Source organism: Niveispirillum sp. SYP-B3756, from assembly GCF_009495745.1.
Taxonomy (GTDB): Bacteria; Pseudomonadota; Alphaproteobacteria; order Azospirillales; family Azospirillaceae; genus Niveispirillum.
This window is the reverse complement of sequence record NZ_WIDQ01000002.1, coordinates 35,811-59,845: the sequence shown is the minus strand read 5'-3', so window position 1 is coordinate 59,845 and position 24,035 is coordinate 35,811. Positions and strand designations below refer to the sequence as shown.

Sequence of the window (24,035 nt, the reverse complement as noted above, 5' to 3'; positions counted from 1 at the left end):
CGCCGCAGATTATTCCAGATAGCCGTCCACTTCCGCCGCTGCCCTTTCCAGCGGCCAGTCCAGCCGCTCAATGATCTCGTCAATGGCATCTTCGGGGGTCAGCAGCTTGCGCCCGACCCGTTCAAGCACGGCATCCAGTATCGCTTCTTCCTTGGGGGTGGGGCGACCATAGGGTTTGAGGATCTCAAGAATCTTGTTCATCCGCTTTTCTGATCCCTGCATGGCAAACGAGTTCGGGCGCAGGATAATACAGCAGGGGAGGCGATTGACCAGCGTGATGCAGTGTTTTCGTTGCCTTCAATCGAAGACGGCCAGATCGGGGGCGCTGCCGATCAGGGTCTGTGTCAGTGCTTCGATACGGGCGAGCAGGGCCGGCGGCAGGCCCAACTGTATGGTGGGCTGTTGGCGCAGATCGCTCAGCCTGTCCTGCCAGCGCTCCATCATGAAGCGGCTGCCCAGGGGCATCTGCCGCATATCCTGGGTCAGCCGCTCCAGGATCGGTTCAACCGCGTTCAGCCGCAGCTGCCAGAGGAGGATTCGCAACCTTGTCAGTTGCTGGTCCACTTGAAGCAGCTTATCCGTCTCCAGCCGTTGCGCATAGGAACCGGCAACGGTGACAAAGGAGTCGACAGTTTCGAACAAGGGGGTCATTTCCTTGAACTGGCGCAACGCCGTGGTCACGTCCGATGGGGAAGACAGCGCGGCGCAGTGTTCCTCCAGCCGCGCGAGATCTTCGTGCAGCAGGCTTAACTGATGCTCTATGCGCGCCTGGGCTGTCGGGTCGCCTTTCATGGTCTCTTTCCCGTTTCCCCTCCTTAAGTCATATTCCGAATCGCCAGAGACGGCGCAACCAAAAACGCTATCGCCCCGATGGAAAGTCGGCAGGCTGTTGTGGCACCCGGCGGAGGAAACCGGGATCTGGTCCCCATGCCCGTCTGCCTTCATCTGCGGCAGCGGGGCCACACGCCACCGCTATGCGGTATTTTTAGCCTGCCCGGGACAGAAGAGCTCTCGCAACGCGAAAAAGAAGTGGTATAAGGCACATCGGTCCAACCTCTGGGGAATTAGTCCAAATGAAAAAGGATATTCTGGCTGCCGCGGTCGCTGTCGCACTTGGGCTGATGCCTGCCGTTGCCAACGCTCAGGACGCCAAACCCGCCGCCGCTCCGACTGGCGCTGGCAGCGCTGCGGGTGCTGGTGCCAGCGGTGTGGCCGTTGGCTCGCTGACCTCGGTTGCTGTTGTCGGTGCCGTTGCTGTTGCCGGTATTGTGGCTGTTGCGGCTTCTGGCGGTAATGATGATGCGCCGGATAATGGCGGTGTTACGCCGACTCCGCCGACGACCACGCCGACCAGCACGTCGACCAGCACGGCGACCAGCACGGCGCGCTGAGAACGGGCGCTGTTCGCACCCGAAGGATGTGGACTGTTCTCGGAAGGGCCCCCTCGCGGGGCCCTTTTATTTTCGGCTTGCTGACAGGGATGGGCGCACGGCTATGGAGCCGCCGCCGTCTTTCCCCCTGTCGCCGTCAGTTCAGCCGGCGGGCTTGGTTATCTCAATATTGATCGCCTCGCTGCGGGCGTGGATATGTTGAGAGGATTTCCAGCAGAATCCCGTTTTGGCATCCAGCCAGTACCGGTTCGAATAAGGCTTCTCGCCTGGCATCCGCACGTCTTCACGCAGCAGGACTGTTTCAAGCGGACGTCCCAGTATTTCGATTCTGGCAGCACCTTCCAGGACGAAGCTGCTGCGCAGGGGGATATCGAACAGGGCTGCCGACTGGATATCGATGCGTCGCACCAGCGTGCGGCCCGACAATCCGCGCAGATCGGCGGGTTCCCCGTTTTCCGCCATCGGCCATTCGGGGGAAAATACGGTGCGCGTCAGATCCCCGGCCATACCAACGCTGCGCACGATGAAGGCTCCCCGGGTGACCAGTACCTGCCGGCTCTGGCTGTAATAAACCAGCTCCCGCTGCGGGCTGATTTCGCCCAGCACCATGAAGGCCACCGACGCGTCATCATACCAGGCCAGGATGGAGGCATAGGGCAGGTCATCCGCCTGTTGGCGGGTCACCGGTGCCGGATGTGTGACCCCAGCCACCGCGGCCACTGTTGCCCAATATGGAGATTCAGTGCTAACCAGGGCACATCCCGGCAAGATGGTCGCCGGCAGGGCGCTGGCTGCCAGCAGGCCCAGACAGCGGCGCCGGCTGAGGATGACCGTGGTCGCGTTGGGATCGCGTTTGGGATGAATCATGGAGAACTCGATGCGTGATGTGTTCAAGGCTGCCGTCCCGGGGCGGTACCTGCGATCCGGTCTAGCATGGGTCGGGCTGCTTGTCAGTGCCGCCATGCCCGCTTCGGCACAGATGATCGAGTTGCCCAACGGCAGTGTTAACCTGCGCGACCTGCAGCAACAATATGGACAGGGCCAGCAGGGGGGGCAGGTGCCCAGCGCGCTGGACCGGGCCCGCCAGCAGGTCAGCCCCGGTGATCGTAGCAATGTCGGTACCGACCGTTTTGACAGCCGGGCGGCGGAAGCCGGGTACGGAACATTGGAACAGGCGCGGCCAACCGCGCTGGAATCACAGTACAGCAAGCGGGCCGGTCGGGAACTGAAGCAGTTCGGCTATGACCTGCGCCTGGGCAATGTCACCACGCCGACCACGGGTCTGCTCTCCGGCTCGGTGCCGGACGATTATGTCCTGGGAATCGGGGATGAACTGGTCATTACGCTACGCGGCCAGGTCAACAGTACCAGCCAGGTGCGCGTTGATCGGGAGGGCCGCGTTGTATTGCCCAACATGCCGCCCGTCGCGGCGGCCGGGCGCCATTTTGGTGAGTTCCGTGACGATCTGGCGGCGCAGGCCCAGGCGACCTTCCTGCAAACCAGTATCTATGTTTCTGTTGGGTCGGTTCGGTCCATCGGAGTTCTGGTCACGGGTGAGGTGCGGTCGCCCGGCCGCTTTACCGTTACCAGCTTCTCCAGCCTGATCGATGCGCTGGTCATGGCCGATGGCATCGACAAGACGGGCAGCCTGCGTAATCTGACGATCATGCGCGGCGGCGAGACTTTGTCTGTTGATCTTTACGACGTGCTGCTGGGGCGCCGTTCCGTCAATGATCTGCGCCTGCGCGATGGCGATCAGATCATTGTTCCCGCGATTGGCGAAACGATCGCCGTGACCGGTGACGTTGTGCGCCCAGGTATCTACGAAATGCGCCCGGGCGGCGGCAAGCCGGCGCTGAATGCGGTGCTGGAACTGGCGGGTGGTGCGCAGCGCGCCCGGGGTAACCGGCTGGACATTCTGCGTCTTGATGGGGCCGGTCGCAATCAGGTGATCCGGAGTGCGGCCGGCACCACTGTGATCTTGCCGGGCGACATCATTTCCGTGCAACTGCCCCGGGAGGCGATTGCCTTGGAGGGTGGGGCGGAGCAGCCTGGTGATCGTGGCCTGATGCAGGCAAAGACCCTGCGCGATCTGTTGCGCGACCCCTATGTGCTGCGTTCCAATCCCTATCTGCCGATGGCGGTGATCGATACCGAGGATCCGGTAACGCGTCAGCGGCGCTATGTGCCGGTGGATTTGCAGCGCGTGCTGGAGGGGGGGATGAACGTCACGCTGCGGGAGCGTGACCGGGTGATCATCCTGACCCGTGATGATATCCGCTATCTTGGTTCAGCCGATGTGCAGGCCATTTTGCGTAAGGAACCGCCCCCCAGCCTCCGTCTCTCGGTCGATACGAAGATGGCGCAGGAACGGCAGAATCTGGCGGGTGTTGGCGCAAACCAGCCTGAGCGGGGTAACCGGTCCAATCTGCAAGGTGCCAAACGTCGTGACGATATGCTGGCCCCGCCGCGTGAGGATGATCCGGTCGACCGTTCTGACCGCTATCGCCAAGGCGAGACCGACGCCAATGCGGATGACAATGGCGAGCTGGATCGCGGCCGCTTGATCGGGGCCTTCAAAGATGGTGATCGGGATACGGTGCGGCTTGTTGAGAGCGATGTCACCTGTGCAGGACTGCAATCCCTGGCGGCCATCGTCTCCGAGGGACTGCAGCAGCGCTTCAGCGTCGCCCGTCGCGTTGGTGCATCGGGGGTGAGCGATAGCACCACGGGGAAGGGCAACGCCGCCGGGGGCAGGAACGCCATTCCCGTCGGGCTGGTGGATATCCGCGCCTGTCCCAAGCTTTATGACCGGCATCCCGATCTGCTGCCTTTCCTGTTGGAATATGCGACGGCCCTGGAGGGGGAGGTACGGTTCCCCGGTGTCTATCCGGTCGTGCCTGGCACCAGTTCGCAGACGCTGCTGACAGCGGTGGGCGGGCTTACCCTGGATGCAGATACCAAGGCCATTGAAATGACCAGCAGCGGCGGTGGGCGTCGCACCGGCCTGACCGTGGCGGAATTGAACCAGATGGTCGTCAATCCCGGCGATGTCATCCGGATCAGCGGCCGTGTACAACAGCGCGAAGCCGGTATGGTGGAGGTGGCGGGCGAAGTCTTGCGCCCCGGTCGGTACGATATCCGCCGCGGCGAGCGGCTTTCCGAGCTGCTGCGCCGTGTCGATGGTCTGACACCGGAAGCCTATCCCTACGGTGCCGTTTTCCAGCGCGATCAGGTCCGTATCGCCGAGGAGGAGGGCTATCGCCGGGCCGCGCGTGAACTGGAATTGTCCCTGCCGGCGGCACTTTCCAGCAATACGGATAATGCCCAGGCGGCACAAAACGCGCTGCCTTTCCTGCAGGGTCTGATCTATAGCCTGAAGAGCACCGAGGCTGTCGGTCGCGTGGTGATCGAGGCCGACCCCACCGTGCTGGCGTCCAGACCTGAGCTGGATTTTGTACTGGAGCCGGGTGACAAGCTGCTGATTCCCAAACGGCCATCGCACGTGACGGTGACGGGCGAAGTGCTGAACCCGAGTTCCGTTATGTTCACCAGTGGCGCCAGCGCGCGCGACTACATTAATAAGGCGGGCGGGGCCACGGCGGCGGCAGAGATTTCAAATGCCTTCGTCATTTATCCCAACGGGGAATCCGAACCGCTGGGCGTTGGCCGCTTCAGCAGCGGCAATACTCCCATCCCGCCGGGCTCCACCATCGTGGTGCCACGCGATCCTGAGCCGTTCAACTTCCTGACCACCACCCGAACGGTGATGTCGTTGATCAGCAGCCTGGCCCTGTCGGCGGCCTCGCTGGCCGTGATCTCCAGAAACTGACCGACGGGTGGATATTCTGGTGATCATGTCGCGCCTTCGCCGGATGGCAACGGCCATCGTCGCCCTGCTGGCCCTTTCCAATGGCGGGGTCGCCCTGGGGCAGGAACTGGAAAACCCGTTCCTGCCCTGGCGGCAGCCGGACACGGTGAATGATTATGGCGGGGTCGGTTTGATCCAGACCCCGATGGCGCGCATGGCAGAGGATGGACAGGCCTATGCCGGCTTCTCCTATGTCTGGCCCTATTCGCGCTATTTCATCACGGTCCAAGGCTTGCCCTGGATGGAAGCGACCCTGCGCTATACCAGCGTCGCCAACCGTTTTTACGGGCCGCAGGATTTCTCCGGCGACCAGAGTTACAAGGATCGCGGTATCGATGTGAAGGTCCGCCTGGTGAAGGGGAATGGTGACTGGCCCAATTTGTCGGTGGGGCTGCGCGATATTGCCGGAACCGGCCTGTTCGGTTCTGAATATATCGTGGCAGATCAAAGCTTTGGGGATTTCGACCTCTCGCTGGGCATGGGCTGGGGCAATATGGGTACCCAGGGCACGCTGCGGAACCCGTTCTCGCTGATTTCCAAGCGGTTCGACACCCGCAATTCCACCTTTGCCAGCGGTGGCGGCGCCATTTCGACTGATTTCTTCCAGGGCCGGCGGGTTTCGCTGTTTGGCGGTATCAACTGGCGCCCGCCCTTTATCGAAGGGCTCAATCTGAAGCTGGAATATGATCCCAACGACTATAAATCGGAACCGCTCAACAATCCGCTGAAACAGAGCCTGCCGATTAATATCGGAATCGATTACAAGCCATGGGATTGGTTGCAGTTGGGCGTGGCGCTGGAGCGGGGTAACCGCGCGATGCTGCGGTTTGTCACCACCACCAACTTCCACAAGGCCAAGGGGCCGCCCAAGCTGGACGCCCCCCTCCCGCCGCTGATTCCCACCACGCCGGCTGGCCAGTCGGCTGCGGGGCCGGCCGTGGCACCGGTCGCTTCCACGCCGGTCGTTCCGGCGGGGATGGAGGAGATGCGGACCGGCCTGGGGCGGCAGGCTGCCCTGGACGGGTTGCATCTGGAGGCCTTTGCCCGTATGGGCAAGGAAATCCATGTCACCGTAACCGGATCACCCAATCGTGACGGGGTCACGGTTGCCTATGCCCTGGCGCACCGGGTTATCGAGCTGGCAACAGATTTCCAGGGCAAGATCCGCATTCTGCAGGTTGAGAACAGCCTCCCCTGGCTGGTGATGGATTTCGACACCAAGCTGTTGCGCGACGAGATGAAGTTGCCCCAGCCGTCACCGGTCACGCCATCAAGGAAGATGGAACTGAAGGGGGAGCCGCCGCCGGAACCGATCCGCAAGCAGTTGCAGGAGGTGCTGGGCAAGCAGGGCTTCTTCTTGTTCGGTGCGGATTACAAACCCGGTCGGGCCACACTGTTCATTTCCAATGGTCGCTACCGGCAGGTGCCGCGCGCCATTGGCCGCGCGGTGCGCAGTGCTGCCGCCGTGCTGCCCCCGGAATATGGGGAGATCCAACTGGTCTTCATGGAAAATGGTATGGAGATGCTCTCCGCCACCATGTACCGGGCGGATCTGGAGCGTTCCTTGTCCGCCACGGGCGGCTCCATGGAAGAGGTGTGGATGCGCACCCGCATGGAACGGCCGGAAATGAAGCTGTCGGATGCCAATGCGCCGCAACCAGACCCTTATCCGGGGTTCGGTTGGTCGCTGCGCCCGGCACTGCGCCAGACCCTGGGCCGACCAGAGGCCTTCATCCTCTGGCAGGCGCTGATGCGCGTTTCCGGCTCTGTGTCCGTGGCACCCGGTGTCAATATCGCCGGCGGTATCGGCTTTGACATCTATAATAACTTCGACCGGATGCGAATTCCGTCGGACAGCAAGCTTCCCCATGTGCGTTCGGATATCAAGAACTACCTGCAGCAGGGGACGACGTCGATGACGCACCTGCAGGCCGACTATTCGTTCAAGCTGGCAAAGGACACCTATGGCCGGCTCTATGGCGGCTATCTGGAGGAGATGTTCGGCGGTGCCGGTGGCGAAGTGCTCTACAAGCCCTTTGGTCAGGACTGGGCCATCGGTCTGGATGTTGCTTGGGCAAAACAGCGTGATTTCCAGCAGTGGTTCGGCTTCCGCAACTATGACGTCGTGACCGGTCACCTGACCGGTTACTATCATTACGAACCGTTGGGCGTTGACACCCGTGTCCGCGTCGGCCGTTACTTGGCCGGTGACAAGGGGGCCACCTTTGAAATGTCGCGTACCTTTGACAGCGGCATAACCGTGGGGGTTTTTGCCACCTTCACGGACGTATCGGCAGAGCAGTTCGGTGAGGGTCGCTTCGATAAGGGCATTTATTTCGTCATTCCGCTCGACAATGTCTATGTCAAGTCCAGTCGCGGGTCGCTGGGTTGGCTGTGGCGTCCGCTGACCCGCGATGGTGGTCAGATGCTGGCCAATCGCCGGGCCCTGATCGGGCAGGTGGATGCGGCCGACGGGTCGCGGTTGCGGCGGGACTGGAACACCTTGTTGGATTAAGGCATCGACCTGGGGTTCGGGCAGGTGCCTGATTTTGTGAGATGACGGCCGCCCCCCGGGCGGCCGTGGCTGAGGGGCCGGGGAGCATAAGATGGTTCAGGAAGCGGATTTCCAGGAAAAAGCGGGGATGGAATTCACCATCTTCGACATTATCCGGTTCTATGCCGGACATGTGCGGTTGCTGCTTGCGGCGTTCGTGACGATCTTCATCGTTGCATTCTTCCTGTTCCTCACGTCTGCCAAGCAGTATGAGGCCGGTATGGATGTGTTGCCACCTGACACGCGGCAGCAAAGCCAGAGTGTCGCCGGCGGGTTGGCCCAGGCCTTGATGGGGGACAGTGGCAACAGCCCGGATTTCGGCAATTTCCTCACCTCTTTAGGTTCTGTGCAACTGGGTGAGAAACTGCTGGCCGATCCAGCCATCGCGGCGCGGGTCTTTGCTGACCGCTGGGATGCGGAGAAAAAGCAGTGGAAGCCGGCGGGGGGGATGCGTTCGATGGTGGGCCGTGGCCTGCGCAGCCTGTTTGGGCTGGAACCCTGGACGTCCCCGACGGCGTTTGAAATGCGCGACTATGTCAAGGGCGCTGTCAAGGTGGCCAAGGTGACCGACAGCCGTGCCTCCCGTCTTTCCTATCAGCATACCGATCCGGCCTTCGCAAAGCTCTTCCTTGGCCGGGTTGTGCGTGAACTGGACACGATCCTGCGCACCCAGAAACTGGCCCAGATCGGCCAGGAAAATGAGGCGCTGCGTGCGCGCTTCAATGTGGAGCAAAATAGCAGCGTGCGGGATTATATGCTGCGCTGGATATCGGAGAATGAGAACAAGATCGTCGAAGCGGAAAGTGCGGAGTTCTTTGCCTTCCGGGTTCTCGATCCGTTGAGTGTCAACCCGCAACCGGTCACGCCCCGGCCGCTGTTCGCTATTATCATCAGCTTCATTCTGGCTGTCGTGGGCAGCGTGCTGCTGCTGGCGGTGCTGGGCTTCATCCGCATCCTGCGCCGGAACATGGGTGCGGCCTGATGGCCGCTCGGTCAGAGCCGGTCCTGCGCCGCGTTGGTCTGATCGTCCCTGTTCTGGCCAGTGAAGCAGCCCTGCTGTGCGACTGTCTGGCCAATATCGCGCGGATCAGAGCCGCGTTAACCGGGGAGGCAGATCTGGTCGTGGTGGTGGTGCCGCAACCGTCTGGTGGCGCTGTATTGGCCCCGGTGGTGGAACCGGGCGTGGAATGGCTGCCACAAGCCCAGGCCGGTGTTTCCCGTGCCCGGAATAGCGCGTTGGACCATCTGCGGGGGCGTGTGGATGCGGTGATGTTTGTCGATGTCGCGGTGCGACCCTCCGCCGCCTTTTTGCGGGCAGCCCTGGTGCTGCTGGACGACGCCCCGCTGGTTTCGGCGCCGGTCGTCTTTGCCGCCGAAAGCCCAGAGGGCGGGGCTGCGCCGTCGCGTGTCTCTGCCGCTTTCCTTGTTTATCGCGGGTTCATCTGGTCCAGCCTGATCCGGCTGGATGCGATTGGCGATCTGCGGTTTTTGGCTGATATCGGTCCCGGCACCCCATCGCATCACCAGGCGGGGGAGGATTCCCGCTTATTATATGCCATTGTCAGGGGCCAGGGTCTGCGATCTCTGCCTTTCCTGAGCGGGCTGCCGGTGGCCCGGCTGCCGCGCGATGATCTGGCGGAAAAGGTGGCGCGATATAGTTTTGGCCAGGGCTATCTTGTCGGCCAGTATCTGATGCATCCTGTCGGTGGATTGGCGGGTTTTGGCTATTTTCTGCTGCGCGCGCTGCTGTTCGTCTTGAAAAGCTTGGTGATGCTGGCCGGCACACGGTCGCGCGGCACGGGTTTCAGGCGGTTGCGGGCCTTCAGTTGCGGTTTGTTCGGCCGTGACCGGTCCGTGCCGTCGCTGGGGAGGGGCGTATGAGTGAACTGGCCTTGGGTGCCGTGCGGATGTCCCCGCCACGGCCCGTCAACTGGGACGCGGCGAAGATCGTCTTCATCTTCGCCGCCGTCGCCCTGAATGCCGTCAGCAAGCTCTCGTCCGCCCTCTATCTGGCCCTGTTGGCGCCGGCCATGGCGATCCTGCTGTTGGACCTGTTTCGCCGTCCCATGCGTCTGGAGCGGGAGAATCTGGCCGGTCTGGCTTTGCTGCTGGGCTATCTGACCTTTGTCTTCATCGCCCTGGTGAATTCGGCCAGCAACATTTCCATGGTAGGGGCCGTGATGGGCATGGGGCGGTTCCTGTTTGCGATCCCGCTGCTATTGGCCCTGATGCTCTATGTGCGGGACTTCTCGACCCTGCGTCTGGCCTTGGTGGGGATCGCCATCGTTGTGGCCGTGGGCAACCTGTCGGTGCCCTGGCAGATGGCGTTCGGCAAGCTGGAATGGCTGGGATCTGATTACAAGCGTGGGGGCTTTGATCGCTATGCCAGCATTCTGGGAAATGTGACCGCCATTGGTATTTCCGCCGGCTTCTATTTCGCCATCATTCTGTTGGTGATGCGGCGTGGATTGTGGAAGCTGCTGATCTGTCTGGCCATTGCTGTCTCTGCCATCGCCAGCCTGTCCAAGGCGGCGATTTTCAACGTCGCCATCCCGGTTGTACTGATCACCGCCCTGTCGGTGCTGCCGCGCTTTCGCATTGTGCGTCGCGTGCCGGTGGGCGCTGTGATCGGCTTTTTTGTCATGGTAGCTGCCGTGATCGGTATCGCCCTGTCAGTGCCGGCTGTGCAGGGGCGTATCCTGGTCAGCCTGGCCAGCTTTGGCGTTGCCTCCGCCGAGACACGCACCGATGATGTTGCCATCGGCAAGTCGTTTCAGGAGCGATTGCTTTTTCACCCAACCATCATGTTCAGCAATCTGGATAAGACGAACGGGCCGTTCGGGTTGCTTACAGGGGCTGGCTTTGGCATGTCCTCTACCGCCCTGGTACCGCAGGAGGATGAATTATCTACCATGGCCCATAATCAGTTCATCGAATTCTGGGCCTTGGGTGGTGTTTTCTTCCTGCTCAATTTTCTAGCAATTTTGGGGCTTGTGGCATGGCGGCTGCTATCTTTGATCAATGAAAGCTGGCGCCAGCACTTAGAAGAGCCGCGTCGTCTCTTTATTGCCTTACTAGTTGTTTATATCTGTTATTTCGTCAATCTGCCGTTTGCCAACGGTCTGGTTTACCAGCCAACCCAGGCGGCGATATTCTGGTTGTTCTGCTCGTTACTTCTATTACCCCGACGCATATTGCTGGGCGGTACCCGGAGCATACAAAAAGCCGCCAGCCCGTGATGCTGGCGGCCTTTTATACAAATCTCCCTTGATCGTGACCGATCCAGGGAGATTTTATGCTCCCTCGCACGCCGGGCGCTGCAAGACCCTCACCCTACAAGATCGGTCACCACTTGCCGCAGGGCCACCCGCCAGTCCGGCAGGCTGGCCCCTGGCAGGGCCAGGAACCGGTCGCAGGCCAACACCGAATAAGCCGGCCGCTTGGCCGGGGTGGGATAGTCGGCGGTGGTGATCGGGGCCACGCTGGGGCGGGGGCGGCCCAAGGCCGCGGCCTCGTCAAAAATGGCCTCGGCGAAGCCGTGCCAACTGATCGCTTCAGCCCCGGCGAAATGCAGGACACCAGACGCGCGCCCATCTGCCACGAATGGTTCCAGGAAGGCGATGGCCGCGGCAATATCGGCGGCGGCTGTGGGGCGGCCAACCTGATCGGCCACCACCCGCAGGGCAGGACGATCAGCGCCCAACCGCAGCATTGTCTTCACAAAATTGTTTCCGTCGGCACTGAACACCCAGGAGGTGCGCAGGCTGACCGTGCGGCCACCGGCGGCGGCCACGGCTTTCTCGCCAGCCAGCTTCGACGCACCATAGACGCCGAGTGGGGCCGTCGGCTGATCCTCGCGGTAGGGGCTGGTGCCGGTGCCGTCAAACACATAGTCGGTCGAGACATGGATCAACGGGATGCCGGCCGCCGCAGCGGCGTGGGCAATGGCGCCTGATCCAGTCTCATTCACCGCATAGGCGGCTTCCGGCTCGCTTTCTGCCTTATCCACCGCCGTATAGGCGGCGGCATTGACCACCAGCGTCGGCTGGTGGGTGGTAATGGCGTTCGTCACCGCCACCGCGTCACGGATATCCGCCTCTGCCGAGCCCAAGGCCACCACCTTGCGGGGGCTGCCATCCGCGTTGGGCGACCAGGGATGGCGAATGAGGGCGTTGGCAAGCTGGCCATTCCGGCCGAAGACCAGAACCGTCATCTCATTCGCGCCCTTCGTTCAGAACCTTCAGCAGATAATGGCCGTAGTCATTCTTCATCAGCGGCTGGGCCAGCGCCTCCAGTTGGGCATCGTCAATCAGGCGCTTCCGATAGGCGATCTCTTCCGGGCAGGCGACCTTCAGGCCCTGACGGCGTTCCACCGTCTGCACGAAATGGGTGGCATCCACCAGACTGTCATGGGTGCCGGTATCCAGCCAGGCATAGCCCCGGCCCATCCGTTCCACATTCAGGCGGCCCTGCTGGAGATAGACATTATTGACATCGGTAATTTCCAGCTCCCCGCGGGGGCTGGGTTTGATGTTCGCGGCAATGTCCAGAACGTCGTTATCGTAGAAATACAGGCCCGTGACGGCATAGTTGGACTTGGGCTGTTTGGGTTTTTCTTCAATCGTCAGCGCCCGACCATCGGCGTCGAAGCTGACCACGCCATACCGTTCCGGATCATTCACATGATAGGCGAAAACGCTGGCCCCGTCCTGCCGCTGATCGGCATTGGCCAACAGCCTGTCCATGCCATGGCCATAGAAAATATTATCGCCCAGGATCAGGGCGCTGTCATCGTTGCCGACAAACCCGCGCCCAATGATGAAGGCCTGGGCCAGCCCGTCCGGGCTGGGCTGCACGGCATAAATGAAGGAGACACCCCACTGGCTGCCATCACCCAGCAATTCCTGGAACTGCGGCATGTCTTTGGGGGTGGCGATGATCAGAATATCCGTGATGCCGGCCATCAACAGCACAGACAACGGATAATAGATCATCGGCTTGTCATAGACCGGAAGCAACTGCTTGGAGACGCCGCGGGTAATGGGATAAAGCCGGGTGCCGGAACCGCCAGCCAGAATAATGCCCTTACGCTTCTTCATGGCCCTTACACCTTTCCCAAACGTTGGCCGGCAACGGCCCGCAGCCGGCCCCACCACCATTCATTTTCCAGATACCATTGAACGGTCTTTTCGATGCCGCTGTCGAAAGTTTCCTGCGGTGACCAGCCAAGGTCACGCCGGATCTTCGTGGCATCGATGGCATAACGGTGGTCGTGGCCTGGCCGATCGGTAACAAAGCTGATCAGTTCGCGTCTCGACCGACCGGGTTCCGGCCGGTACTTGTCCACCAGATCGCAGATTCGCTCCACGACCTCCAGGTTGGTCTTCTCATTATTGCCGCCGATATTATAGCGGCCGCCATTTTCTGCTTTGATCATAACCTCAGCCAGCGCGCGGGCATGGTCTTCCACATGAAGCCAGTCGCGCACATTCTGCCCATCGCCATAAACCGGCAGGTTCTTCCATTCCAACGCGTTGAGGATGATCAGCGGAATCAGCTTCTCAGGGAAGTGATAGGGGCCATAATTATTGGAACAATTGGTCAGCACCACCGGCAACCCGTAGGTATGATGCCACGCATCAACTAGGTGATCGGACGCCGCCTTTGAGGCTGAATAGGGGGAACGTGGGGCGTAGCCGGTTTCTTCGGTGAAAAAGCCTTCCGCCCCCAGACTGCCGAATACCTCGTCGGTGGAGACATGGTGGAAGCGGAAATGGCGGGCAGCGTCCACATCCAGGGCCGACCAATAGGCGCGGGCGGCGGCCAGCAATACCGAGGTACCAACGATGTTGGTCTGAATGAAGGCATCCGGCCCGTCGATCGAACGATCGACATGGGACTCGGCGGCCAGATGGATGATGGTATCCGGCTTATGGGCCGCCAGCACCCGGTCGATTTCCGCCCGATCGCGGATATCCACCTTCTCAAACCGGTAGAGCGGGCTGTTGGCCACCGGCTTCAGGTTATCCGGATTGGCGGCATAGGTGAGACAATCGACATTCACCACCGTGATACCGCGATCCAGGATCAGGTGGCGTACCAGGGCCGAACCAATAAAGCCGGCGCCGCCGGTGACCAGCACCAGTTTGGGGTTACGGATCGTCATGTCTCACCAGTGGAAAAGGGCTGGAAGGTCTTTGAGCAGCGGCAGCTTGGTATCCTTGGGCGACAGTTTGACCGCCTCTGGGCCGAACGGCCAGTCAATGCCCAGATCGGGGTCATTCCACAGGATACCGCCATCATCCGCCGGGCTGTAGTAGTTGGTGACCTTGTAAAGAAATTCAGTATCCGGCAGCAGGGTGCAAAAACCATGGGCGAAGCCGACCGGCACCCAGAGTTGAGCGCCGTTCTCCGCTGACAGTTCAACCTTGATATGTTGACCGAATGTGGGGGAACCGGTGCGGATATCGACGATCACATCCAGGACGGCACCGCGTACAACGCGAACCAACTTACCTTGGGCGGTTGGATGACGCTGAAAATGCAGGCCCCGCAATGTACCGACATCGCCCGAAAGGGAATGATTATCCTGCACGAAGTCGGGATCGACGCCGGTGGCTTCGGCAAAGCGACGGCGATTGAAAGTCTCGCTGAAATAACCGCGATGATCGCCATGGCGGGCAGGCACCAGCAGCTTTGGCCCGGCGATCGCGAATTCTCTGACGTCCATGTTTGATTCCATTATGAGGGCAGGCATGGGCGCCGGCCCCAAATGTATGATATCGCCCCGCCGCGTTTATGCCTCAGCCGTAACCACTCGGCAACCCGCCAAATAGCGGGCACTCTTCCGCGCTTGGGCGGACGGCCCGAAGCATCATTCAAGCTATCGCTGCAGATCCCTGAACTCGATATGGCGAAAGCCGATGGCGATGCGCCATACCATGGCGACCCTGTCGCTTTGCCCCCGCCGCCACCGGTTCAGCATGGTCACCAGTAAGCCGGCCCAGACGGTGGGCAGCGCATAGGGAAAATGGCGCCAGGTGATACGTAACCGGTTACGAAGATTGTAAAAATCGGCCAACAGACTGACGGCTTCGCGCTTGCCCCCGGTGCTGCCTCCTTCCTTATGGAAGACGATGGCCTGTGGGCAATAGCCGATATCGAACCGATCACGTCCGGTGCGGCAATAATCAATCTCCTCGAAATACAAGAACAGGCTCTCATCCATCAGCCCGACTTGTTCCAGCCAGGGGCGACGAATGAACATGGCAGCCCCAAACACATAATCCAGAGGGCGGCTGGCATGGCGCTGCGCCGCCTGGCGATGCTCGCCATAGCCGTGATGATCGCACAGGCCTGTCCAGCGGTGATAGGTGCCACCGCCGGCGGCCTGAATGATATCCCGCCGGTCATGATACAGTAGGGTGGAGCCAATGATGCCCTGGCGAGGATGTCTTTCCGCATGGTGCCACAATGCAGCCAGGGCGTCGGGATCGACCTCTGTGTCATTGTTCAAGATCCAGACGGCTGCCATGGCCGGATCACGCAGTGCCAGACGCAGGCCGACATTATTGCCGCCCGCATAGCCATGGTTGGCAGAATTCTGGATCAGGAACGCATCTGTTTCCGGGGACAGCGGCGCTGTTGCGGAATCGGCCTCACCCAGTACCTGAAACCGGGCGCCGAAGCGTTGACGCATGGCCTGCCAGAGTATGGGGGCCGAGCCGTCGGAGGAGGCATTGTCGCAGACGGCGAGGCGCCAACGGACATTTCGCAGCGCCATCACGCTGTCGATACAGGCGATGGTATCCGCGTGACCGTTCCAGTTCAGCAGCACGATCCAGCAAAGCGCGGCGTCGGCTGCGCCTTCTTCGGATGATCCTGTCATTTGCGACTCTATCTCCAGGGCTTCGGCTGTTTGCCTTGTCTAGGCGCGGGGGGAGCATTGGTCAATCGCGCGTCGGGGTACCGCAGGTCTCCCGCACGTCTAGCTGGGGATAGGGTGGAGCGGAGGGCAGGCATTCGAAAGCCGTCTGCAAGTAGGGCTTCCGCCCTGCCCCTGTTTCACGCCACAGTCCAGCATTGTGGTCTGTCCACATTTTCCTTTTCCGTTTCTGACTGAAGATCATGGCCCGCACCGACATCCTCCTGGCGACCTACAATGGTGAGACCTACCTGCCCGCGTTGATCGCGTCGATTGAGGCGCAGTTGGATCGGGATTACCGCGTCCTGGTGCGGGATGATGGTTCCAGTGATGGTACCCTGGCCTTGGTTGAAGCGTGGAAGGCGCGTGATCCCGACCGTGTGTCGATATTGGAAATGGATCAGCCGGCGGGTGGGGCCGCGGCTAATTTCACCCGACTGATGACCGCAGCGGATGCGCCCTATATTCTGTTCGCCGACCAGGACGATCTCTGGCATCCCGAAAAGGTCGGTACAACGGTGGCCGCGCTGATCAGGGCGGAAGCGGAAACCAGCGCCGAAACGCCCTTGCTTGCCTTCTGTGATCTGGCGGTGGTGGATGCCGACGGCATGGTGATCAATCCCAGTTTCCGACGGTTCCAGGGGATGGATGCAAAGGCCGGGGCCGCCTTCCATCGTCTGCTGACGGAGAATGTCGTCACGGGTTGCGCCATGGGGATCAATCGGGCCGCCTGTCGAATCGGTTGTAATGTCCCGACGGAATCGCTGATGCATGATTGGTGGCTGGCGTTGGTTTGTGCAGCCCGTGGCAGAATCATAACGATGCCGGAATGTCTGATTGACTACCGCCAGCATGGAAATAACGCGGTTGGCGCGAAGCCATGGTCGGCGGCTTCTGCTATTCGGGACAAGATTCGCAGCGGTCGGTTTCGCGCCAACCAGCAGCGTTTCCTGGCGTGGATGGATCGGCTTTATGCTCAGGCGGATGCGTTGCATCGGCTGCATGGAGCAGAATTACCTCGCGCTCGTGCCAATACCCTCGCCGCCTTCCGTTTCCTGCCACACCAGGGCTTCCTGGCGCGCCGTTTGCGAATGATTCGCCACGGCTTTCGTCTGTCAGGCGTGATTCGGACAATTGGCTTCTACTTGCGGGCTTGAGCAGGGGCTCTCCCGTCTGCCCCCGCGACCATCAGGTGGATTCTCGTGGGCTTAAAGCGGATGCCGCGGTGAATTGATCCTCAAGCCTGCTTTTTTCGCGCCGGCCTGTGGCAATTTTGCATTGTAGCGCTCCCACCAGAAAAATCCTTTATTAACAATGTGATGGCATAAAGAGCGCCCACATGCCCCCTGAACAGCGACCTCATGTTAGCGAGTTGCTTAACAAAGTCGGGTTTTCGCGGATTCCCGCGCTCATTTGGCTCTTGCGTATAAGAGCAGCCTCGCTTAAAGAACCTACTACGCTTGAACGAATAAGGGTCTAACGGGCGTGTTTTCAGTGAGCAAAATGCCTTCCTCTGGTCGTTGCCCCCGCATTTCGCGGTCGGTCAGCCGGCCGCTGAGTATCTTCTCTCGTCATATGCAGCCGGAATTTCGGTTGTAAATTGCCCTTTGGCTTGCTCAACTCCACCCGTTTTTCAGCATTTCGGTCAGGCAAGTTAGCCAACCTACGGAGAATCTAGATGGCTGTCACGTTGAGCTCCCTCTTTAATGAGGCGTACTACCTGTCCCAGAACCCGGACGTCGCCGAAGCCGTTAAGGCTGGTGTGTTGTCCTCTGGGCTGGCGCACTGGGAGCAGTACGGTGTGCACGAAGGCCGTGCCTTCTCGGAAGCTTTCAATCCCGCGGTTTACGCTGCCAACAATCCTGACCTGGCCGAAGCTGGTCTGACCACGCCGGCGCAGCTGACCCTGCACTATGTGCAGTTCGGTATTTTCGAAGGCCGTTCCATTTTCACGGCGGCGCAGTTCAACGCTGCCATCTATGCCGCTAGCAACCCTGATCTCGCTGCCAATGGCGTCACCGACCCGGTGGCTCTGTACCAGCACTTCACCACCTATGGCGTGACCGAAAACCGCGTCGCCTCTGCGTTTGACGGTGCCGCGTACTTGGCCGCGAACAAGGATCTGGCGGACTATCTGGCTGCCGGCAATACCTTTGGTGGCTATACCGGTGTGGAAGCTGCCCGCTTCCATTATTACAACAACGGTATCTACGAAGGCCGCGCGTTCCCGACCGGTACGCAGGGCTATTCCATCAGCTCGCCGGCCGCCGCTACGGAAGGCTCGGAGGTCAGCTTCACCGTTACCCTGAAGCTGCCGGCCACGACCGACACCACCATCAGCTACCTGATTTCTGCTGACGACATGGGTGGTCTGGTTTCGAAGGTCGACCAGAACGACTTCAGCGCCATGACGGGCACGGTCACGATCAAGGCCGGTGAGACCACCGGTACGATCACGCTGACCCCGAAGGCTGATGGCGTCAGCGAAGGTGTTGAAGGCTTCAAGGTGTCGCTGCTGGGTGATACCGGCGCCGTGCTGGCGACCGGCACCCCGGTGCGCCTGAACGACGGTGTGGCTGCTGCTGCTGCCATCACCGTGTCTGGCGCTGCGACGGCCAATGCTGACAAGGTTACGGTCAACATGACCGATGTCGGTGGTGGCGTGACCGGTGCCAATGTCACCGCTGACGGTGGTGCTGGCTTTGACACGCTGCGTCTGACGGGTAACACCGACCTGCGTATCGACCTGACCAATTCCGCGAACCAGGTTCGTGGTATCGACCTGAATGGCAACGGCAAGATCGATGCCAACGGCGTAGAGAACAATGTCTCCGCTTCCAAGATCTTCACCGCGAAGAACTTCGAAGTTGTGGATGCATACTCCCGCAATCCGCTGAACCAGACCGACACCACCAAGAACTTCCTGGGCGACATCGCCTATGATGGTACGGGTTATGCCGGCGACGGCGTCACGACCAACGGTTCGATCGTGCTGGGCGGCCTGGGTGCCGACACCATTTTCGGCGGTATCGGTAACGACTTCCTCGTTGGCGGTGGCGTTGCGCAGGCGCGTGGTGGTGGAAGCGACCAGCTCTATGGCGGCCGTAACGCTGACCTGTTCTTTGCTGAAATGTCCAAGCTGGACTCGACCGACGGCAATGGCACCCTCTCCATTGACGGTGGCAATACCTACGACGACAAGGCCTCGCAGGACTCCGACTGGCTGTTGCTGGAAGCGTCGGATGATGACGAAGCAACCACGGTTAACCTGCAGGTTGGTGGTAACACCGATAACGGTAATGTCACCACCCGTTCCGGCGTGCAGCTGGCTGCGCTGAAGGATGTCGAAAACCTCGACGCCTCGGGTAACCTGTATCAGGCGATCGATCAGATCGACACCAAGATTGGTGGCCGTGCGACCGACAGCCGCGTGGATGGCTTCACCCGTGACGCTGATGCCGATAAGAATTTTGGTATTGGCACCACGGCTCAGCTGATTGTCAATGGCAGCGCCGAAAACAACATCATCGTTGCCGGTTACGACAATGACTCGGTCGACGGCGGTGCGGGTAACGACGTGCTGTTCGGCGGTAACCTTGGTTACCTGCTGCGTCAGCAGAACAATGCCAACCTGCTGAACGCCACGGGTGGTCTCAATCTCAATGTCAACGCCACCACCAACGTGGTGAATGATGGCCGTGATACCCTGCTTGGCGGCGCCGGCGACGACAGCATCGTTTTTGAAATGGACGGTGGTTCCATTGACGGCGGTGCTGGTACCGACAGCCTGTTCCTGACCAATTTCACTGCCGGGCGTCTGGCCGGTGCGACCTGGGCGGGTGAAAAGGACAATGCCGGTGAAACGGCCGCTCTGACGGCGCAGACCACCGACAATACCGTCCGTATTGATCTGGGCGTTGGTACTTCGGCCACGACGGCTGAGTTCCGCGGCTATGGCGGCTCCAACAAGGCCGGCACTGCTGATCAGACCAACTACAAGACCGGTGCTTCCAGCTCTGTCATTCTCAATACCGAGAATGTGATCGCCACGGGCCTGGGCTCGCTGGATTATGATGTTGATGGTTCCAACAAGAACGACATCAACGTCAAGTCGCAGCAGAATTTCGCTGGCATCAATGCCAACTTGGCTCTGCGCGGCACGGATGTTTCCAACGTTCTGTATGCCAACACCGGCAACGACGTGATCGAAGGTCGCGGTGGTGCTGACAGCCTGTCGGGCGGTCGTGGCAACGATACGTTCGTGTTCCAGGCTGGCGACGGCGTGGACGTCGTTCATCGTCAGCTTGATGCCAACAATGACGGCATCTGGGACACCGACGCCTCTGGTGCTGGCCTGTTCACGCAGGATTTCGCTGTTAAGGGCACCACGATCCCCGGTTCGCCGACCACCATCAACTTCACCTTCACGGATCTGACCCGTGTTGATGATGTTGGTGCGGTGTCCTTCCAGTTGGCGGGCGTTGGCACGATCAATGTCAATGTGGCTGCGGCAACCGATCTGGCCGGTATCGTCTCCATCCTCTCCGGCGCGCTGCCGGCGGGTGTGACGGTTACCGCCGTGGATGCGACCACCATCCGCTTCACCGACTCTGTCGGCCGCGTGGCGACCGCTCCGGGCGTGACCTCGGTTTCCGGTACGGCTCTGCCGGTTACCCTCGGTCCGATCACCCAGGGCACCGCCGCGGTGACCACGGACGAGCAGGACCGTCTGGTCTTCCAGACCTATGCCGACCGTGCGACCAACACGGGCGTGAACACCACCAACACGGCTCTGACCCTCGAAGGTGAGAAGCTGGCCGTTGGTTTCACCACCGACGCTGCTGGCAATGTCAGCACCGGTCTGGTCAATGGCCAGGTTTACGAAGCTCGCTTCACGGATCTGAACGTTGACGATACCGTCACCGTCACGGTGAATGGTCAGTCCTTCACGGTGAAGCTGGCTGGTGGTAGCGAAACCGCCCGCCTGCAGGAAATCCGCGACGCCATCAATAACGGTGATGCCGGCGGTTCCGCTGGTAAGCTGACGGCTTCGCTGGACACGGCCACTGTCGACGGCAACGTCGTCAACACGCTGCTGATTTCCGGTGACGAAGACGTCTTCATGATGGCCCCGACCTTCACCCTGGTGAACGGCTCCGGTGGTTCGGCCCCGACGGCGACCTTGCTGGTGAACGGCGCAACGGTCAGCAACGCTGCTTCTTCGAGCAACCAGATCACGCTGTTGAACTACGATGCCCGTAACGGCGGTTTCACCGCTGACAACGTGCTGTTCGTTGGTGAGCCGGCGACCGTCAACACCTTCACCTCGGCTGACAGCAAGTCTGTGCTGCTGACCGCCAGCAATGCCGGCAGCACGCTGACGGGCAAGGACGCTCAGGCGAACGGTCTGCATGGTGACGATCTGTTGATCGGCGGCAACGGTAATGACAGCCTGTCGGGCGGTACCGGTGACGACGATTTCTATGGTTCCAAGGGTACTGACACCATTGTTGGTGGCGGCGACCTGACCGGCACCACCTTCGAAGACACCCTGCTGTTCAAGCGCGACCTGTTCACCGCCACCACTGCCTTCACGGTTGCCGTGGATGCGGGCGATGATCTGCTGGGCAAGGGCAAGGGTACTGTTACGTCTGTCGATGGCACCACGACTGTTGGCACGACCCAGTTCAGCGGTATTGAACAGGTTCGTACCATCGGTAACGCCTCGCAGACCGTGACCGATACGCTGGATGTCTCGGCGCTGTCCAACCGTATCAACGTGGTGACCACGGCTTCGCCGAACACCGCGATGCTGGCCAGCGAAGGCGTGACCGTCAATCTGACGAGCACCGGTAACGCTGTTACCCGTACGGTTGATCTGAACAATGACGGCGACGTTGCTGACGCCAACGAAAGCAACTACGCGGTTCTCAATGTCACCGGTGTTGAGAATGTGATTGGTGGCAACGCCAATGACACCGTCAACCTGGATGCCAGCCAGTATGCTTCCTTCAACACCATTAACCTGGGCAGCCAGGGTACCAATGGTGCTGATACGGTCTCTTATGACCACTCCGCTCTGGCGGCTGCTGGTCGTCCGGCCATGACCATCTCTGTGGAAGCTGCGGCTGACACCGATACGGTCGCTCTGGCTGGCGGCGGCACCGATCGTCTGGTGAGCGTCGAGCAGCTCAACATCTCTAATGCTGCTACCGGCACCGCTGACGATACGCTGGATGTGTCTGCCATTGCTGGTGCTACCGTTAACTACGGTGGTGCGGTTACGGTTCTCGCTACCCTGGGCGGTGGCACGCTGAATGCTGGCGGCATCGCTGTCACCGGCAACGGTGTTGGCACCGAGCGTCTGACCGTTACCGGCCTGACCGAGGTTGAGAAGGTCAATGGTTCGACCGGCTCTGACCGCGTCATCCTCGACAATGCGATGTCCAACACCCGCGCCTCTGCTACGGCTACTGCCATTGGCTTGGCTTCCGCTTACGGTGCGGCGACGACCACGTCGGTCAACGTCAACCTGTTCAAGTTTGATCTGGGTGCCGGCGACGACATCCTGGACTATCGGGCTGAAACGGGCCGCGTCAATGTGGTGGTGAACTCCGGTACCGGTGCTGATCTGGTGATCGTCGATGGCAACAGCGACAACAACCTGAACAACAGCACGCAGGATCGCGTCGATCAGGCCACCAATGTTGAGCGTTACTTCGGTGGCACCGGTGTGAACACGATTGATCTGTCGGCGGTGACGCTGAACACGACGATCAACTTCTCTGCCGAGGCTTCCAATAACAACCCGACCAACGAGTTTGCTGATCCGAACGGTACCGCTTCTGGCGCTACCAATGTTCTGCGCGGTACCTCGGTGGCCAGCACGGCGGATGCCAGCCAGGTCTTCGCCCGCTTCATGAACGTGGTCGGCGGTGCAAGCTTCACCGTGGTTGCCGGTAGCGCCAATGCCGAAACCGTCATCGTCACCGATGCGGAGACGGCTGCTGCTCATACCTTCAACCTGGGCGCTGGTGCGAACAAGGTTGACGCTGGTGCGGTCACCACCGCTACCAACTTCACCGTGGGTGCGCTGACGCTGGGTACTGCGACGCACACCTTCAACGGCGATACGGTGTCGAGCAGCGCCAATTCGTTGACCCTGGTTGCTTCGAGCGGCAATACCTCCGACACCATCGACGTCTCTGCCCTGACCAACGGCGCCAAAAACGTTGTTAATCTGGAAAGCGGTCTGGTGCAGGAATACGGCACGGGTGCGAGCCCGTCCGTTGTCAACGCCGTCAACGTGAGCAACTTCGAGAACGTGACTGGCTCTTCCATCGCTGACTTCATTACGGGCAGCAGCTCGGCCAATGGTCTGAACGGTGGCGCCGGTAACGACTCCATCTCTGGCGGTGGCGGTGCTGACACGCTGACCGGCGGCGAAGGCAAGGACATCATCGTTGGTGGCGCCGGCGCGGACAGCATTGTCCTGACCGAAGGTGCCAGCGTTGTTGACCGCATCATCTACAGCGCATCGGCAGCGACGGAATCGTCCGGTTTCAACCAGGCGACCACCGGCACGGCTGATATCGTCACCGGCTTCACGACCACTGTCGACAAGATCGTGATCTCGGTGGCCGATACCTCTAACGTGCTGAACGCCGCTCTCGGCCTCACCAACGGTAACAACGACACCGATGGCGACGCCAACGACGCAACGATCGTGGTGGATCTGGGTTCCGACAACGCCGTTGGTGGTGTTGGCGCTGCGGCGGACGTGTCCATCGACTTGGAAGACATCGGTACTGTTGTCGCTGGTGACGTGGTGTTCCGCGTTCTTCAGACGAGCGGTGCGGATGCCCAGACCCTGTCCAACGCTGGCGGCAGCGTCGGCAGCTACGAGCTGGTTTACACCGCTCGTGACCAGTCGACCCTGGGTACCCGTGACGAGATCACCAACTTCGATGGCAACACTGACGTTATTGATCTGTCCTCCTTCGGCTTCACCGGCACCGGTACGGCCGCTATTAAGTACTCCAACCCGGTTTCGGTGGATAACGCTTCTACCCTGACCGACCTGTTTGACGATGGCGGTGTTGATCGTCGCGTCGCTGTTCAGCTGGAACAGGGCACCACTAACCTCCGCGTCTTCATCGACGTGAATGGCGATGGTGACTTCAACCAGGCTGACGACATGGTGATCGATCTGGTCGGCGTTACGAACGGTGGTGGTACGGCTGCTTCTTGGCTGGACAACTTCCGCTTCAACGACTTCAGCTTCTAATCTTACCC

The 24,035-nt window shown here is 60.6% G+C and carries 16 protein-coding genes; 8 read left to right on the top strand and 8 right to left on the bottom strand.

Annotated features, from left to right (window positions below):
* Positions 1-9: 9 nt before the first annotated feature.
* Both GE253_RS04300 and GE253_RS04295 read right to left on the bottom strand, forming a co-directional pair.
* On the bottom strand, positions 10-201 hold the full coding sequence (locus GE253_RS04300) for a hypothetical protein (protein WP_153202915.1): 192 nt from the start codon (positions 199-201) through the stop codon (positions 10-12).
* Positions 202-297: 96 nt separating this feature from the next.
* Positions 298-792 (bottom strand): hypothetical protein, encoded by a 495-nt coding sequence (locus tag GE253_RS04295; RefSeq protein WP_153202914.1) that lies wholly within the window; start codon positions 790-792, stop codon positions 298-300.
* 281 nt (positions 793-1,073) lie between these two features.
* On the opposite strand from GE253_RS04295, the gene GE253_RS04290 reads away from it, so the two are divergent.
* The gene (locus GE253_RS04290) at positions 1,074-1,391 is read left to right on the top strand and encodes a hypothetical protein (RefSeq protein WP_211101339.1); all 318 of its coding nucleotides are present in this window, start codon (positions 1,074-1,076) and stop codon (positions 1,389-1,391) included.
* Positions 1,392-1,532: 141 nt separating this feature from the next.
* On the opposite strand, the gene GE253_RS04285 is transcribed toward GE253_RS04290, so the two are convergent.
* Positions 1,533-2,285 carry a YjbF family lipoprotein gene (locus GE253_RS04285; protein WP_173012487.1) on the bottom strand — a complete coding sequence of 251 codons (753 nt, stop codon included), beginning with the start codon at positions 2,283-2,285 and terminating at the stop codon, positions 1,533-1,535.
* Between GE253_RS04285 and GE253_RS04280 the strand changes: the two genes are divergently transcribed.
* From GE253_RS04280 to GE253_RS04260, 5 genes are all read left to right on the top strand, one after another.
* A complete protein-coding gene (locus GE253_RS04280) occupies positions 2,269-5,223 on the top strand; it encodes an SLBB domain-containing protein (RefSeq protein WP_173012486.1) in 2,955 nt (984 codons plus the stop codon). The two genes, GE253_RS04285 and GE253_RS04280, sit on opposite strands and share 17 nt — an antisense overlap.
* Before the next feature lie 25 nt (positions 5,224-5,248).
* Positions 5,249-7,777, top strand: a complete 2,529-nt coding sequence (locus GE253_RS04275; protein ID WP_153202911.1) for a YjbH domain-containing protein — start codon at positions 5,249-5,251, stop codon at positions 7,775-7,777.
* A 91-nt stretch (positions 7,778-7,868) separates the two neighbouring features.
* Positions 7,869-8,798, top strand: coding sequence for a hypothetical protein (locus GE253_RS04270; protein ID WP_153202910.1), 930 nt, complete (start codon positions 7,869-7,871; stop codon positions 8,796-8,798).
* Positions 8,798-9,697 carry a hypothetical protein gene (locus GE253_RS04265; protein ID WP_153202909.1) on the top strand — a complete coding sequence of 300 codons (900 nt, stop codon included), beginning with the start codon at positions 8,798-8,800 and terminating at the stop codon, positions 9,695-9,697. The genes GE253_RS04270 and GE253_RS04265 overlap by 1 nt, the downstream gene beginning before the upstream one ends.
* Positions 9,694-11,055, top strand: coding sequence for a hypothetical protein (locus GE253_RS04260; protein ID WP_153202908.1), 1,362 nt, complete (start codon positions 9,694-9,696; stop codon positions 11,053-11,055). Before GE253_RS04265 ends, GE253_RS04260 begins: the two co-directional genes overlap by 4 nt.
* Positions 11,056-11,144: 89 nt before the next feature.
* Here GE253_RS04260 and rfbD read toward each other — a convergent pair whose 3' ends face one another.
* From rfbD to GE253_RS04235, 5 genes are all read right to left on the bottom strand, one after another.
* A complete protein-coding gene (rfbD, locus tag GE253_RS04255; protein WP_153202907.1) occupies positions 11,145-12,029 on the bottom strand; it encodes a dTDP-4-dehydrorhamnose reductase in 885 nt (294 codons plus the stop codon).
* Between the two features lies 1 nt (position 12,030).
* A complete protein-coding gene (gene rfbA, locus GE253_RS04250) occupies positions 12,031-12,915 on the bottom strand; it encodes a glucose-1-phosphate thymidylyltransferase RfbA (RefSeq protein ID WP_153202906.1) in 885 nt (294 codons plus the stop codon).
* 5 nt (positions 12,916-12,920) lie between these two features.
* Complete coding sequence (rfbB, locus tag GE253_RS04245) at positions 12,921-13,982, bottom strand: dTDP-glucose 4,6-dehydratase (RefSeq protein WP_153202905.1); 1,062 nt, start codon at positions 13,980-13,982, stop codon at positions 12,921-12,923.
* Positions 13,983-13,985: 3 nt separating this feature from the next.
* Positions 13,986-14,546: a dTDP-4-dehydrorhamnose 3,5-epimerase gene (gene rfbC / locus GE253_RS04240; RefSeq protein WP_153202904.1), complete on the bottom strand. Its 561-nt coding sequence runs from the start codon at positions 14,544-14,546 to the stop codon at positions 13,986-13,988.
* A 153-nt stretch (positions 14,547-14,699) separates the two neighbouring features.
* Positions 14,700-15,704 carry a glycosyltransferase family 2 protein gene (locus GE253_RS04235; RefSeq protein WP_153202903.1) on the bottom strand — a complete coding sequence of 335 codons (1,005 nt, stop codon included), beginning with the start codon at positions 15,702-15,704 and terminating at the stop codon, positions 14,700-14,702.
* A gap of 239 nt (positions 15,705-15,943) precedes the next feature.
* Here GE253_RS04235 and GE253_RS04230 point away from each other — a divergent pair, with 239 nt between their 5' ends.
* Entirely contained in the window at positions 15,944-16,897 is a 954-nt protein-coding gene (locus GE253_RS04230; protein ID WP_153202902.1) for a glycosyltransferase family 2 protein, read from the top strand.
* A gap of 521 nt (positions 16,898-17,418) precedes the next feature.
* Entirely contained in the window at positions 17,419-24,027 is a 6,609-nt protein-coding gene (locus tag GE253_RS04225; protein ID WP_153202901.1) for a hypothetical protein, read from the top strand.
* Positions 24,028-24,035: the final 8 nt, after the last annotated feature.